Genomic DNA, 15427 nt, shown 5'->3' on the forward strand with positions numbered 1-15427 from the left:
GCATAAAGGAGGAACTCATATGTCCAAGGAAAAAAAAGAGACGATTGAAGCAAAAGGATTTGCTATTCAAATTTATACTGAAGACTTTCAAAACGACTATATAAGTCTAACGGATATTGCTAGATATAAAAGCGATGAACCAAGTGATGTAATTAAAAATTGGATGAGAAGAAAAGATACAATTGAATTTCTTGGTTTATGGGAAAGCTTAAACAACATGAATTTCAATTCGGTCGAATTCGACCGAATTAAATCGGAAGCTGGATATAATTCCTTTACACTGTCCCCTAAGAAATGGGTAGAAAAAACAGACGCAATCGGAATTATCTCAAAAGGCGGAAGATACGGTGGTGCATTTGCACATACAGATATTGCCTTTGAATTTGCTTCATGGATTTCTGCTGAATTTAAGATGTATGTAATTCAGGATTACAAAAGACTTAAGTCAGATGAAAACTCTAAGCTATCATTAGGTTGGAATCTTAATCGAGAAATTTCCAAGATTAACTACAAAATTCATACAGACGCAATCAAAGAATATCTCTTAAAAGATCTTACCAACGAACAGTTGTCTTACAAGTATGCAAGTGAAGCAGATATGCTCAATGTAGCCTTGTTTAACAAGAGAGCTAAACAGTGGCGTGAAGAAAATCCTGAGTTAAAGGGCAATATGAGAGACTATGCAAGTCTGAATGAATTACTTGTTCTTGCAAATATGGAAAGCTATAATGCAATTCTTATTGGTAAAGGTATGGATCAAAAAGAAAGAATGATAGAACTTAGAAAGCTTGCCAGAACTCAGCTGATGTCAATTGAAAAGTTGAACAATACAGGTATTAAGAGTTTAGAGGATAAATCAAAGAAATAGAGAGGTCTGTTATGAAATGGGCATTGAAAATTATCTTATTTCCAATAATATTGCTCTTGTCGATACTAATTGCTTTTCTAAAATTTATTATAAAAGTTAGTGGAATGATTTTAGGTATAATATCTTTTCTAGTATTTATTGGAGCAGTAGCTTGCTTCATACAAAAAGATATGGCAACTGGAATGGTAGCATTACTTCTAGCATTCTTAATCAGTCCTTATGGACTACCTAAAATTGCACTGTGGATTACAGCATACCTTGAAGTAGTGAAAGATACATTAAAGGAAATATAAGAGATCTAAGACGATGGAATATAAATCTATCGTCTTTTTCTATGCCTAAATTTAAGAGAAAGGAAGCGATGAAATGAATATGTATTTATTTGATGAACAACCTATACTGGCAAATAAAGCATTAGCCAGAGAATTAGGCTTAAATGAAGCTCTTGTGCTTCAACAAATAAATTACTGGATTGAGATAAATAAGAAGTCTGGCAATAATTATCATGATGGTGAGTATTGGACATATAACTCAATAAGAGCATGGCAAGAAAAAGATTTTGACTATTTAAGTGTCGATACAGTGAAACGAACTTTTTCTAAGCTTGAAAAAGCGGGCTATCTTTTAGTTGGAAACTATAATAAAGATCCTAGAGACAAAACAAAGTGGTACACAATAAATGACAAGAAATTAGAAGAACTTTATCTCGAATTAAATCAAAGAAAACAAGAGAAAGAAAGAGAAATATTAGAACAAGTAAGTAAAAGAGATATGCCTAATGCATTAGGGCAAAATGCACCAATGGAAGAGGGCAAAATCAACCAATGCAATGAGGCATTTAGCACCGATGCATTTGATGAAAATCTACCAGTGCATTATGGCAACTTGCATGAACCATTACCAGAGATTACTACAAATAATTCATCAAAGATTACTTCATATATTTCTACAGAGAATTCCTCCCACCTCCCCATCTGTGAAAGAGATCTGTTTTATTCAAGGGACGGAATGGAGGAAGGATGTAAAAAAATAAAATCATATAAATCTTGTTTAGAAGAATTAAGAGAAAGTACAGGATATAACGAACACATGAGGCTAGGTAATAAGATTATTGCTAAAACCTTTGATGAAATAATTAAAGTTTTAGCTGATGTTATGGTATTAAATGCAGAAGATACAGTAACAATAAATCAAACGAAATTACCAGCATATGTTGTTCAAGAGAGATTTAGAGAAATAGATTCTTCGCATATGGAGTATCTTGTAAATGCTTTATCAGAGAATGAATCAAAAATAAGAAATGTAAGAGCATTTATTTTAACGGCAGCATATAATGCACCAAGCAATATGGATGCCTATTATACAGCACTTGTTAGTTATGATATGAGGGAAGGAGGTTACTAATGATAAATGAAGAAATTTCTAATAAAGTAGTTAATATTGAAATTAATGTCTTAAAGGCAACATATCAAGAAATCTTAAGCCATGTAAAGAAGTTACAACAGAGATCAAAACAACATGATGGCTTAGATAAACTTATAAAGGCTGAGGGAAATGAAGTCAAACTTAAAGATATGGTTAAGAAAGGGCAGCTTGAAGAAATCAATGTTAAAGATGGTGAATTAAAAGAATTAAAAAAAGAATTGAATAAATATGGCGTTAAATTCTCAGTGATGAAAGATAAGGAAACAGGTACACATTCAGTATTCTTCCAAGCAAAAGATACAAAAGTTATGAATAAAGCTTTTCAAAATGTGCTTTCAAATATTGAGAAGAAAGAGAAAAATAAGGAGTCAATTCACAAGAATATAGAGAAATTTAAGGAGATGGCAAAGAACACCATTTCTAAAGATAAAGTCAAGAATAAACAAAAGGAGCAGAGCCTATGATAGATAAGATACTAAAGGACATCAAAGGCTTATTTAAAGTGCAAGATAAGGCAAAGTTTCTAAAGCAGAACATTCCCTATCTTGCATTTTTCTATGTTGGCAATATCTTTTCTCACCATGTAAGAGCATATAATGGTGGCGATGTAATAGATAAAATATTTCAAGGAATATTAGAGCTTAATACCATGAGCTTTTTTCCAAGTATTCATCTGACTGACATTTTAATGGGCGTGGGAGTGGCAGCTCTAATTAAATTTATTGTCTATACCAAAGGCAAAAATGCAAAAAAGTTCAGACAGGGGAAAGAGTATGGATCAGCACGATGGGGAACGAGAAAAGATATAGAGCCGTATGTGGATGAAAAGTTCCAAAATAATATCTTGCTTACTCAAACCGAGCGATTAACCATGAATGGTAGACCAGCCAATCCAAAGTATGCAAGAAATAAAAATGTACTTGTTATTGGTGGTTCTGGCTCAGGTAAAACAAGATTTTATGTAAAACCGAACCTAATGCAAATGCACTCGTCATATTGCGTAACAGATCCTAAGGGAACGATAGTCGTTGAATGTGGGAAGATGCTTGAAGATAATGGTTATGAGATAAAAATTTTAAATACCATCAACTTCAAAAAGAGCATGAAGTACAATCCATTCGCTTATCTCAGAAGTGAAAAAGATATACTCAAATTAGTACAGACAATCATCGCAAACACCAAGGGAGAAGGAGAAAAAGCAGGAGAAGATTTTTGGGTGAGTGCGACTTGTTCGTAGGTAGTAAAAAGCCTACACATAAACTGTTAGCGGTTTATGAACTGGTAATTTGATAGGTGGAATGATGGGGTAACGCCTTGAAACGCCTAGTCTTGATGGACATGTGTCGACTGTAAAGGTCGGGGTGTGAAGCTCCATGACAAAGGCTGAGAGTAGCCGTAAGGAACTGCCATAAGTTCTACGAAATCGTCCCAGAGGTGGGATGTGCTACCTATAAGCCAAGACTCTATAAAATATCTATGGTTAGAATGTTTGCCTTGGCGGGCAAGCTGACGAATCTGCGAATGTACGGTTCTATAAGAAAACCATACAGAAATGTATGGGTACGTTAAAGCGTAGTTGGTGTGGTTTAGTAGAAATTTGCCCTACGAACGACCATACTGTGTTACAGGCACATTCAAGCCAACAGGACTATAGCAAGAAACCTAAGGATATATATGCACAGATAGAATTATCGGAACAAGGAAAGGTAACGGGTCTTCAACAGAAGATTTTCTGACGAAGAATAATAAGCGGATTAACCGTTGCTGAAAGGTTGAGACCGAACCGTTGATAGCTTCTGTAATGGGAGAAGTAGGAATGGTCTCTAGTCGGTTGTAATAAGCAAATATTATTCAGTCCGAGATAAGGATTCGAGTAAGACCAAAAGGGTCACTTTCAAAAAGGAGGTGATGCCTTATGCCAAAGAAAAATAAAAATCTATGTGTAGATGACCTAAGACATGCTGAATACTACGGCATGCAAGAAACATTTGATGAACTCTATCAAAAGAGCAAAGATGGTGAAGTATTCGAAAACCTAATGGGCTTGATACTTAGCCAAAACAACATCTTGCTTGCCTACAGAAACATCAAAGCAAACGGAGGAAGCTACACGGCAGGAACAGACAAGAAAAACATAACCGATATTGGGAGCAAATCTCCTGATGAAGTGGTGGAGAAAGTGAGGTTTATTGTCACAGGGAGTAAGCACGGGTACAGACCAAAATCTGTAAGGCGTAAAGACATCCCGAAGCCAAACGGAAAAACACGACCGTTAGGTATTCCATGCATATGGGATAGACTTGTGCAGCAATGTATCAAACAAATATTAGAACCTATATGCGAAGCAAAGTTCAGTAACAACAGCTATGGCTTCCGCCCGAATCGTTCGGTGGAACACGCTATCAATCGGACTTATACCATGTTGCAGAGAATGAACTTGCATTATGTGATTGAGTTTGACATCAAAGGATTTTTTGACAATGTAAATCACAGCAAGCTAATTAAACAAATGTGGTCGCTTGGAATACAAGACAAAAGGCTGATTTTCGTCATAAAGCGGATACTGAAAGCGACAATTAAAATGCCTGACGGTTCACTTATAGAACCGCACAAAGGCACACCGCAAGGTGGAATTATATCGCCGTTACTTGCAAACATCGTTCTAAACGAGCTTGATTGGTGGGTAGCAAGTCAATGGGAAGAAAATCCTATGGCGGTAAGTCGTGGAAGATACAGAATCATTGGAAAAACAGAGGTGTTTGACAAAAGTCATGGGTATAGGCTGATGAAAAATACAAATCTAAAGGAAATGCACATCATCAGATATGCAGATGATTTCAGGATATTCTGTCGAACCAAAAAAGAAGCCGTAAAGACAAAGGAAGCTGTTACAAAGTGGATTGAAGAAAGGCTTAAACTTGAAGTATCACCTGAAAAGACAAGGATAGTGAATACTCGTAAGAGATGGTCTGAGTTTTTAGGGTTCAAGATTAGGGTTAGGTCGAAAAGCCATAAATATGTGGTGCAATCGGCAATCTGTGACAAAAAGGTTGAAATTGAAACGGATAAGTTAGTGGAACAGGCAAAGAATATTGCCAAACCAAGGGAAACGAAAAGTTGTCTTTCAGAAATTCAGCTGTTCAATTCTACGGTGTTGGGGATTCAAAATTATTATCAACTTGCCACCTGTATCAGTATTGATTGCAGAAATATCCACAGACGAATCATGACAGTTTTAACCAATAGGCTTAATACGGAAAAGGGTTGTATACTAAAGCGTGACGGTGGCACTGTCACAGAAGCGGAGAAAGAAAGATTTGGAAATTCCAAGATGATTCGATATGTGGCAGGAATAGACCAGATGATTTATCCGATTGCATACATCAAAAATAAGATACCGATGGCTAAAAAGTCGGCAGTTTGTAGTTATACTTCCGATGGTCGGGAGTTGATTCACACTGAACTTAAGATAAACAGAAGTATTTTGAAAGGTTTAAGAGAACAGCTACCCAAAAGCCACAGCACAGAATACTATGATTGCAGAATATCATTATTTTCTGCACAAAAGGGAAAATGTGCTGTTAGTGGAGATGAGTTTGTAAATGTAGAAGATATAGCCACTTGGCTAAAAACACCGAAAGAATTGGGTGGATATGAACGCTACAAAAATATGACTTTGATTCACAAAAAGTATCAATCATTATTAGATGAACAGCCTCTATCTGAATTAAAAGCCTTAACCAAAGAACTTAAAACCACTAAAAAGATGATGATTAAAATCAATAGTCTGCGAGAGCAGGCAGGTCTGTTAGCAATAGAATAACATGAAAAATTTGGTGACTGATTAAATGTTTGTGAAAACAATCGATGGGACGCCGGATGCGGTGAAAGTCGCATGTCCGGTGTTAGTCGGGGGAAAAGCCGGAGATTATATCAAAGGCTTACCTATCGAAACAAGCTGAGAAGCTCTATTACACTGCACTTATAGGATACATCTTCTATGAAGCTCCAAGAGAAGAAAAGAACTTTGCAACACTTCTCGATATGATAGACGCTTCAGAAGTTAGAGAAGATGATGAAACCTATATGAATCCGATAGACAGACTCTTTGAAGCACTGGAAAAGAAAGAGCCTACACACTTTGCAGTGAAGCAATATAAAAAGTACAAATTGGCTGCCGGAGTAATAGAATTAAGGAGAACACTTAATCACTATTTTAGTGAAATATGTACTTCTTAATTCTTTTTTTATTGAAAAATTAAGAGAAAGGGGGTAAAAATGAGGAATTTTGAAAAGATAACAGCACTCTATGAGAGATTAAGTCGTGATGATGAACTGCAAGGAGAGAGTAACTCTATCATCAATCAGAAAAAAATATTGGAAGAATACGCAAGCAAAAATAATTTGTCAAACATCATTCACTTTACAGATGATGGAATCAGTGGAACGCAGTTTGACAGACCGGGATTTATGGCAATGATGAACGGAGTCAATCAAGGAAATATTGGTTGTATCATTGTAAAAGATATGAGCAGACTTGGCAGAGATTATCTCAAAGTCGGTCAATGTATGGAGATACTAAGACAAAAGGGCGTAAGACTAATCGCTATCAATGACAATGTAGATAGTTTTTACAGAGAAGATGATTTTACCCCTTTTAGAAATATCATGAACGAATGGTATGCAAGAGATACATCAAGAAAAATCCAATCGACTTTCAGGTCAAAAGGCGAAAGTGGGAAACATACTGCAAGTACACCGCCTTATGGCTATATCAAAGATGAAAAAGATAAAAACAAGTGGATAGTAGATGAAAAAGCAGCAGAGATAGTAAGGCGAATATTTAACCTGACCATGCAAGGAAATGGTCCGTATCGAATAGCAAAGATATTGGAGAGTGAAAAAGTAGATATACCAGCCTATCATCAACAGAAATTAGGCTATGGACTATATCAAAGCAAAAACTTTGAACATCCCTATCGTTGGTGCAGCTCAACCATAGCAAGCATTTTAAAGAAACAGGAATACTTGGGACATACAGTCAATTTCAAAACAAGAAAACACTTCAAGGACAAGAAAAGCAAATATGTATCCGAGGATAACTGGCTTATTTTTGAAAATACACACGAGCCAATTATAGATCAAGAAACCTTTGACAATGTGCAAAGGATAAGAGGAAATGTAAAAAGGTATCCTGACGGTTGGGGAGAATATCACCCACTCACAGGACTGATGTATTGTGCAGATTGTGGAAGTAAAATGTATGTTCATAGAACAAGCAATTACAAAAATATACCCTATTACACTTGCAGTGCCTATACTAAAACACCTTGTGGCATGCTTTGTCCATCAGCACACAGAATAAAAGCGGAAGTAGTCTTAAATTTAATACAAGACACACTAAAAGATATTAAAAAATACCTTGATGAAGATAATGAAGCCTTTATCTGTTCCATTCAAAATGAAATGGAAGAAAAAGAAAAAATAGAGATAGAAAAGAAAAAGGTAAGATTAACGGAAAGCCAAAACAGACTTAGGGAACTCGAACGACTTATGTGCAGAATTTACGAAGATATGATCCTTAACAAAATACCAAATAGCAGATATGAGATACTAAACAATCAATATGAAACAGAGCAGATAACTTTAAGCAAAGAGATCAAAGATTTAGAGCAGCAGGTATCAAGATATGAAAAAGAAACAGACAGAGCAAGAAAATTTATATCTCTTATCAGTCGTTATGAAAACTTTGATGAACTTACAACTACAATGATAAATGAGTTTGTAGAAAAGATTATCGTACATGAAAGAGATAGAAAAGGAAGTCAGACATCAAAGCAAAAGATAGAAATTTACTTTAATTTCATAGGTAATTACGAACTACCACAGGCGGAGTTAAGCGAAGAAAAAAAACAAAAACTTGAGGAAGAAGAAAGAAAAATCGAAGAAAGAAAAGACAAGCTACATCAAAATTACCTAAAGCGTAAAGCGAGTGGAAAACAGAAAGAGTATGAAGATAAATATAAGGCAAGAAGAGAACAGAAGAAACAGGAGAAAATAAAGGTTTTGAAAAGAGTGGGGATACCGGTGAGTGAGTATATAAAAACAAATATTTAAATCTATCTTGACAAATATTGAATTTTAATTTATTATTAAATATAGATTCAGTATTGGAATAGAAAGAGGTGTGCTATGGCACAAGTATTAAAAGAAGAAGTTAGAAATAGAATACTCGAAGCAGCAGAAAAAGTATTTTATAAAAAGGATTATAGAGGTGCCAAATTAACAGAAATTGCAAAAGAAGCAGATATTCCTGTGGCACTAATTTATACCTATTTCAAAAATAAGGCAGTTTTGTTTGATGCAGTAGTAAGTTCTGTTTATATAAACTTCGAGTCAGCTTTTAATGAGGAAGAATCTTTGGAAAAAGGTTCTGCTTCTGAAAGGTTTGATGAAGTTGGAGAAAATTATATTCATGAACTTTTAAAAGATCGTAAGAAGTTAATTATTTTAATGGATAAAAGCTCAGGTACAAAGCATACAGAAGCAAAACAAAAACTCATATCGCAAATGCAGGTTCATATTGAAGTAAGTTTAAAAAGACAATCGAAACAGGAATATGATCCAATGCTTGCCCATATTTTAGCCAGTAACTTTACAGAGGGACTTCTTGAAATAGCAAGGCATTATCAAAGTGAAAAGTGGGCAAAAGATATGCTAAAACTTATTGCAAAGTGTTATTACAAGGGAGTGGAATCATTGTAAGTTGATTTGATATTTAAATGCGATAAATTTAAATTTTTGGAGGAGATATTTTGAAGATATATAAAGATAAAGAAGAACTGAAATCTGAGATAAATAAAAGTTTTGAAAAGTATATTTCTGAATTTGATATTATTCCTGAATCTCTCAAAGATAAGAGAGTCCCTGAAGTTGACAGAACACCAGCAGAAAATCTTGCTTATCAACTCGGATGGACAACATTAGTTTTGAAATGGGAAAAAGATGAGAAAAACGGTTTTGAAGTAAAGACACCGTCGGATATGTTTAAATGGAATCAACTTGGAGAATTATATCAGTGGTTTACTGATACTTATGCTCATTTATCGATAGAAGAATTAAAGAAACGATTGAAAGAAAATATTATATCTATCTATACAATGATTGATACACTAAGTGAAGAAGAATTATTTCAACCGCATATGAGAAAATGGGCTGATGAAGCTACTAAAACAGCGACATGGGAAGTTTATAAGTTTATTCATGTTAATACGGTTGCCCCTTTTGGAACGTTTAGAACTAAGATTAGAAAATGGAAAAAGATTGTGCTATAATTTTTGATTTGCTGATACAGTAATTTAAAAAAATATAGTGATCGGATAAAATAGACTTTGCGTAATCAGCAAAGTCTTACTTTAAACCTTAATACTGAATTAAAATTCAATATTATTCAATTTTGAAAGGAGAGTTGTTCATGCCGGAAAAAGAATTAAGGAAAAAAGTGATTGGGAAAAATAGTTTATCCAATTCACTTCTTGCTTTAAAAATAGTATTTGATTTGATACCACAAATCTTACTTGTATATTTGATTAGTTCTTTAATCACAAACAATATTAACGAAGGTAATTTAAAGTATATATTCTTGGGAATCTTTATATCGTTTGTATTAAAAGGAGTGTTTTATTATTTTGCAACAAAGGTTGCCCATGAGAAAGCATACGAAAAATTAACAGAACTTAGGTTAGATATTATCGGTCATCTGAAAAAACTAAGTTTGGGATTCTTTAAAGAACATAATACAGGAGAGCTTACCAACATTGTTCAACATGATGTAGAGCAAGTGGAAGTATACCTTGCCCATGGTCTTCCTGAAATAATGGCAGTTACACTTCTGCCTACCATTATTTTTGTAGCTATGATTTTTGTTGATTGGCGTCTTGCTCTTGGAATGATTGCTGGAGTTCCACTCATGTATTTGGTAAAAGTTCTTTCACAGAAAACAATGGATAAAAACTTTGCTATTTACTTTAACCATGAAAATAAGATGAGAGAAGAGCTAATGGAATATGTAAAAAATATTTCTGTGATTAAGGCTTTTGCTAAAGAAGAGGAGATTAGTGAAAGAACATTAAAAACGGCAAGAGAATATATTTACTGGGTTAAAAAGAGCATGGGAGCAATTACAATTCCAATGGGACTCATTGACATATTTATGGAAATTGGAGTAGTTATTGTCATGATTTTGGGAAGTATATTTCTTTACTATGGAAATATTACAACCCCTAATTTTATACTTGCCATTATTTTATCGTCTGCTTTTACTGCATCTATAAGTAAGACGGCTACATTGCAACATTTTTCTATTGTGTTTAAGGAAGCACTAAAGGCGATTGGAAAAGTTTTAACAGTTCCGCTTCCAAAGAAAAAGACAGAACAAGGTTTAGAATTTGGAAATATAGAATTTAAAGATGTGAATTTTGCATACGGAAAAGATAGCTTTGAGCTTAAAAATATCAATTTGAATTTTAAGAAAAATAGTTTGAACGCCTTTGTAGGAGCAAGTGGTTGTGGGAAAAGTACTGTATCTAATTTGCTTATGGGATTTTGGGATGCAGATGAAGGACAAATACTGATAAATGGAAAAGATATAAAAGAATATAGTCAAGAAAATATCTCAATGCTGATTGGTAGTGTGCAACAAGAAGTTATCCTTTTTGATTTAAGTATTTTTGAAAATATAGCAATTGGAAAACTAAATGCAACAAAAGAAGAAGTCATAGAAGCTGCTAAAAAAGCAAGATGCCATGATTTTATTTCAGCATTGCCAAATGGATATGAAACACGAGTAGGTGAAATGGGAGTTAAGTTATCTGGTGGAGAAAAACAAAGAATCTCCATAGCAAGAATGATACTGAAAAATGCACCGATTTTAATATTAGATGAAGCAATGGCAGCTGTTGATAGTGAAAATGAAAGACTAATCGGCGAAGCAATTGACGATTTAAGCAAGGATAAAACCATTATTACAATTGCTCATCATCTAAACACAATTAGAGATTCAGACCAAATTATAGTTATGGATAAGGGTGTTGTTCTTGATGCAGGAAGCCATGAAGAGTTGATGAAAAGATGTGAGTTCTATAAGGATATGGTTGAAGCACAGAACAAGGTAGATAGATGGAATTTGAAAGAGGTGGTAACAGAAAATGTTTAGAGAAATGTTAAAGCTGCTTACAAAAACCGGCAAGAGAGATTTGATTATATCAAGTGTATTCTTTGCCCTTTATGGACTAAGCTCCATAGCCATGATTGTTATCGTATTTTCTATACTGTTTCAGATATTTGATGGGACGAGTTTAGCAAGTTTATATAAAGGTTTTATTGCAATTGGGTTACTTGTAGTATTCAAAGGCATTTGTAATATGGTTGCAGATATGAAAAAGCATAGTGCAGGTTTTGATATTGTTCAGCAAATCAGAGAACGCATGATTATTAAATTGAAAAAATTCAGTTTGGGATTTTATACCAATGAAAGACTGGGAGAGATCAATACAATTTTACACAAAGATGTTGATAATATGTCTCTTGTTGTAGGACACATGTGGTCGAGAATGTTTGGCGATTTTTTGATAGGTGCAGTCGTATTTATCGGTCTTGCAAGTATTGATTTCAAACTTGCTATTCTAATGGCTGTATCTGTTCCGATTGCACTTGTCTTTCTATATCTGACAATTAAGCAATCTGAAAGAATAGAGAATCAGAATAATTCAGCACTTCTTGATATGGTTAGCTTATTTGTTGAATATGTTAGAGGAATACCTGTACTAAAGAGTTTTTCAAACAATAAAAGCTTGGATAATGAGCTTATGAACAAGACAAAAAAGTTTGGAGAAACAAGCAAAGTAGCTTCAAGATTCAAGGCAAAACAGCTATCTATATTTGGGTTTTTACTGGATATTGGATATTTAGTTCTTTTAATTGCAGGAGCAATACTTGTTATAAAGGGAAGTCTTGATGTACTTAATTTTATTATCTTTGCAGTAATTTCAAAAGAGTTTTATAAGCCGTTCGCTTCTATGGAACAACACTATATGAACTATGTTTCGGCGGTAGATAGTTACGAAAGACTTTCAAGAATTTTATATGCAGATGTAATCCCGGATAAAGTGAATGGAATTGTTCCGATGGATAATGATATAGCTTTTGAAAACATAGATTTTTCCTATGAAAAAGATGAATTTAAAATGGAAAAATTGAGCTTTTCTATTGCTGAAAAAACTATGACAGCCTTAGTTGGAGAATCAGGTAGTGGAAAGACTACTATAACCAACTTGCTTTTAAGATTTTATGATGTGCATAAAGGAAAAATTACCCTCGGAGGAACTGATATAAGGGATATTCCTTATGATGAGCTTTTAGATCGTATTAGTATTGTCATGCAAAATGTTCAGTTGTTTGATAATACCATTGAAGAAAACATCAAGGTAGGTAAAAAAGGAGCAACGAAAGAAGAAATCATTGAAGCTGCAAAGAAAGCGAGGATACATGATTTCATTATGAGTTTACCAAAAGGTTATGAAACTGATATTGGAGAAAATGGTGGGATTTTATCAGGTGGACAGAGACAAAGAATATCTATTGCAAGAGCTTTTCTAAAGGATGCACCTATTTTAATTCTTGATGAAATGACAAGTAATGTTGATCCTGTAAATGAATCTTTGATACAAGATGCTATTACAGAACTTGCAAAGAATAGAACTGTACTTGTAGTGGCTCATCATTTAAAAACCATTCAAAAAGCTGACCAAATTCTCGTATTTCAAAAAGGAAATTTACTTGAAAAAGGAAAGCATTGGGAACTTCTTGAGAAAGATGGTTACTACACAAAATTATGGAAAGCTCAGTACGAGGTATAATCATGATTTTATTAAAAAATGTTTCTTATGAATGGGAAGATGGGCGAACTGCTTTAAAAAATATCAATCTTGAAATTAAAAAAGGTGAATTTGTTTTAATTTCAGGGAAAAGTGGAAGTGGTAAAAGCACTCTTGGAAGTGTAATGAATGGTCTTATACCACATTATTACAAAGGCAAAATGAAAGGAGAAGCCTTTGTGTCCGGAAAAGATATAAGCAAATTATTACTTCATGAAATAGGGCATATTGTAGGGACTGTATTTCAAGATCCAAGAAGTCAGTTTTTTACAACAACTACAGATGAAGAAATAGCTTTTGGGCTTCAAACGATCTGCAAATCAAGATATGAAATCAAACAGAGAGTAGAAGAAGTATATGCAGAACTGGATATTGAGGAACTGAAAGGAAAATCTGTTTTTGAATTATCAAGCGGACAGAAACAAAAGATAGCTATTGCAAGCATCTATGCGATGAATCCGAAAGTTTTAATTTTGGATGAACCTTCAGCAAATTTGGATATGAAAGCAACATTTGACCTGTTTTTAATTTTGGAGAAATTAAAGAAAAAAGGAACAACAGTTGTTCTAATTGAGCATCGTTTGTACTATGTAAAATCTTTATTTGACCGTTTTCTTTTGGTGAAAGATGGAGAGATTGCACAGGACTTGAGTCGGGAAGAAGTTATCCGTCTTGAAGGGGAGTTTTGGGATGAAAATGGGCTAAGAACTCTTGAATTAGAAGAATACAGGATAAGTGAGAAGAAAGATTCATATCAATTAAATGATGAAAGTATCAACGGAAAAGGCTTGAGATTTTGCTATCCGAATGTAGCTAAGGATGGAAAGAAACAAAACAAGTACATCTTAAATCATCTTGATTTCAATATGGAGTGTGGAAAAGCCATTGGTCTTATAGGCTTAAATGGTACCGGGAAAACCACCTTTGCAAGAGTGATTTCAGGACTTGAGAAGATAAAAGAGGGAACAATATGGGCTGGAAAAGATAAGTCGCTTAATCATAAAGATTTAATGGATATGTCATATTTTGTCTTTCAAGATTCAGACTATCAGTTGTTTTCGGAAAGTGTACTTGATGAAATGCTACTTGGTATTTCAAGTAAAGATAAAAAAGAAAATACTCAAAAGGCAAAGTCTATTTTGAGTGTACTTGGCTTAGACAAATACATTGATAAGCATCCGTTTGCTTTATCAAGAGGAGAAAAACAAAGACTGACAATAGCTTGTGGAATGATGAAACAGGCAAAAGTTTTTATCTATGATGAACCAACATCAGGTTGTGATAAAGACTCAATGCTTTCGGTGGCAAAATTGATTGAAGAACAATTAAAAAATGGGACAACAGTCTTGGTAATAAGTCATGATTTTGAGTTTTTAGCAAACACAGTAAGCGATCTGTGGGTAATGGGAGATGGAAAAATAGAAACTGTTTTAGATATGAGTGAAAGTAACAAATTTCTCATATTAGACAAGATGAGAGGAGGTAGAGAACTTGATAGATAGAAAAACAGTCGATCCGAGAATAAAACTTATTCTACTTCCAATTGCCTCCTTTACCAGCTTTTTTATAAGCGATACAATCCTACTTTTCGGACTGATTGTCTTTGCCTTTTTTCTGTATGTATACAGTAGTATGTGGAAAAGAGCATTACGCTTTATTTTGTTTTTTGTGCTTTTATACTGCATAGAGTTAGGGCTTGGAAAGTTTCGTGAAGCAAGTATCGTATTTGCAATATATATGTTTATTTACTTTGCATCAAGGATGACCTTAATTGCTATGTTTGGTGGATATATAACAAAGACTACAAGTGTAAGTGAAATGCTTGAAGCATTAAATAGAATGAAAGTACCAAGAAGCATTGGTATACCTTTTAGTGTTTTGCTTAGGTTTGTACCAACTATAAGAATAGAACTCAAGGCATTAAAAGAGAATATGAAGATTCGAGGAATCGTAACAAGTAGATTTTTCCCGTTGCTACATCCATTTAAATATATTGAATATACGCTTGTTCCACTTTTAATGAGGATGATTAAGATTTCAGATGAACTGTCAGCTTCAGCACTCATTAGAGGACTTGATAGTGATGAGAACAGGGTTACATTGACAAAATTGAGGTTTAGATGGGCGGATTTGTTGATTGGACTATTAGGAGCTTTGATGATTGCTCTTGTGATAGTAATACAGAAAATTTATTAGGAGG

The 15427-nt window shown here is 34.1% G+C and carries 12 protein-coding genes and 2 pseudogenes; all 14 read left to right on the top strand.

Features of this window, described 5'->3' with window-relative positions; all coding sequences use genetic code 11:
- Positions 1-19 precede the first annotated feature (19 nt).
- The 14 genes and pseudogenes from FGQ53_RS00115 (at position 20) to FGQ53_RS00185 (ending at position 15423) form a co-directional block, all read left to right on the top strand.
- Entirely contained in the window at positions 20-868 is an 849-nt protein-coding gene (locus FGQ53_RS00115) for a KilA-N domain-containing protein (protein ID WP_064083399.1), read from the top strand.
- Positions 869-879: 11 nt separating this feature from the next.
- Positions 880-1161: a CD1845 family protein gene (locus tag FGQ53_RS00120; RefSeq protein ID WP_064083398.1), complete on the top strand. Its 282-nt coding sequence runs from the start codon at positions 880-882 to the stop codon at positions 1159-1161.
- 73 nt (positions 1162-1234) lie between these two features.
- Positions 1235-2272, top strand: coding sequence for a DUF6017 domain-containing protein (locus FGQ53_RS00125; RefSeq protein ID WP_064083397.1), 1038 nt, complete (start codon positions 1235-1237; stop codon positions 2270-2272).
- On the top strand, positions 2272-2757 hold the full coding sequence (locus FGQ53_RS00130; protein ID WP_064083396.1) for a PcfB family protein: 486 nt from the start codon (positions 2272-2274) through the stop codon (positions 2755-2757). The genes FGQ53_RS00125 and FGQ53_RS00130 overlap by 1 nt, the downstream gene beginning before the upstream one ends.
- Positions 2754-3518: pseudogene (locus FGQ53_RS00135) on the top strand (type IV secretory system conjugative DNA transfer family protein); the annotation flags it as partial. The gene FGQ53_RS00130 and the pseudogene FGQ53_RS00135, both read left to right, overlap by 4 nt.
- Positions 3519-4208: 690 nt before the next feature.
- Positions 4209-6116 (top strand): group II intron reverse transcriptase/maturase, encoded by a 1908-nt coding sequence (ltrA, locus tag FGQ53_RS00145; protein WP_001124947.1) that lies wholly within the window; start codon positions 4209-4211, stop codon positions 6114-6116.
- A gap of 131 nt (positions 6117-6247) precedes the next feature.
- Positions 6248-6475: pseudogene (locus tag FGQ53_RS00150) on the top strand (type IV secretory system conjugative DNA transfer family protein); the annotation flags it as partial.
- A 96-nt stretch (positions 6476-6571) separates the two neighbouring features.
- Positions 6572-8410, top strand: a complete 1839-nt coding sequence (locus tag FGQ53_RS00155) for a recombinase family protein (RefSeq protein ID WP_001243447.1) — start codon at positions 6572-6574, stop codon at positions 8408-8410.
- 75 nt (positions 8411-8485) lie between these two features.
- Positions 8486-9058 carry a TetR/AcrR family transcriptional regulator gene (locus FGQ53_RS00160; protein WP_000079884.1) on the top strand — a complete coding sequence of 191 codons (573 nt, stop codon included), beginning with the start codon at positions 8486-8488 and terminating at the stop codon, positions 9056-9058.
- Between the two features lie 50 nt (positions 9059-9108).
- Positions 9109-9627, top strand: coding sequence for a ClbS/DfsB family four-helix bundle protein (locus tag FGQ53_RS00165; protein WP_000708365.1), 519 nt, complete (start codon positions 9109-9111; stop codon positions 9625-9627).
- A 140-nt stretch (positions 9628-9767) separates the two neighbouring features.
- A complete protein-coding gene (locus FGQ53_RS00170) occupies positions 9768-11507 on the top strand; it encodes an ABC transporter ATP-binding protein (RefSeq protein ID WP_001114256.1) in 1740 nt (579 codons plus the stop codon).
- Complete coding sequence (locus FGQ53_RS00175; protein ID WP_138335090.1) at positions 11500-13209, top strand: ABC transporter ATP-binding protein; 1710 nt, start codon at positions 11500-11502, stop codon at positions 13207-13209. Before FGQ53_RS00170 ends, FGQ53_RS00175 begins: the two co-directional genes overlap by 8 nt.
- A 2-nt stretch (positions 13210-13211) precedes the next feature.
- Positions 13212-14729 carry an ABC transporter ATP-binding protein gene (locus FGQ53_RS00180; protein ID WP_000601967.1) on the top strand — a complete coding sequence of 506 codons (1518 nt, stop codon included), beginning with the start codon at positions 13212-13214 and terminating at the stop codon, positions 14727-14729.
- A complete protein-coding gene (locus tag FGQ53_RS00185) occupies positions 14719-15423 on the top strand; it encodes an energy-coupling factor transporter transmembrane component T (protein ID WP_000567178.1) in 705 nt (234 codons plus the stop codon). Before FGQ53_RS00180 ends, FGQ53_RS00185 begins: the two co-directional genes overlap by 11 nt.
- Positions 15424-15427: the final 4 nt, after the last annotated feature.

Source organism: Streptococcus mitis (assembly GCF_005844455.1).
In the GTDB taxonomy this organism is placed as follows: domain Bacteria; phylum Bacillota; class Bacilli; order Lactobacillales; family Streptococcaceae; genus Streptococcus; species Streptococcus mitis_BF.

Excerpts from the sequence above, each read along its gene's own strand:
- FGQ53_RS00115 (WP_064083399.1), top strand. The coding sequence starts at position 20 with ATGTCCAAGGAAAAAAAAGAGACGATTGAAGCAAAAGGATTTGCTATT.
- FGQ53_RS00120 (WP_064083398.1), top strand. The coding sequence starts at position 880 with ATGAAATGGGCATTGAAAATTATCTTATTTCCAATAATATTGCTCTTG.
- FGQ53_RS00125 (WP_064083397.1), top strand. The coding sequence starts at position 1,235 with ATGAATATGTATTTATTTGATGAACAACCTATACTGGCAAATAAAGCA.
- FGQ53_RS00130 (WP_064083396.1), top strand. The coding sequence starts at position 2,272 with ATGATAAATGAAGAAATTTCTAATAAAGTAGTTAATATTGAAATTAAT.
- ltrA (WP_001124947.1), top strand. The coding sequence starts at position 4,209 with ATGCCAAAGAAAAATAAAAATCTATGTGTAGATGACCTAAGACATGCT.
- FGQ53_RS00155 (WP_001243447.1), top strand. The coding sequence starts at position 6,572 with ATGAGGAATTTTGAAAAGATAACAGCACTCTATGAGAGATTAAGTCGT.
- FGQ53_RS00160 (WP_000079884.1), top strand. The coding sequence starts at position 8,486 with ATGGCACAAGTATTAAAAGAAGAAGTTAGAAATAGAATACTCGAAGCA.
- FGQ53_RS00170 (WP_001114256.1), top strand. The coding sequence starts at position 9,768 with ATGCCGGAAAAAGAATTAAGGAAAAAAGTGATTGGGAAAAATAGTTTA.
- FGQ53_RS00175 (WP_138335090.1), top strand. The coding sequence starts at position 11,500 with ATGTTTAGAGAAATGTTAAAGCTGCTTACAAAAACCGGCAAGAGAGAT.
- FGQ53_RS00180 (WP_000601967.1), top strand. The coding sequence starts at position 13,212 with ATGATTTTATTAAAAAATGTTTCTTATGAATGGGAAGATGGGCGAACT.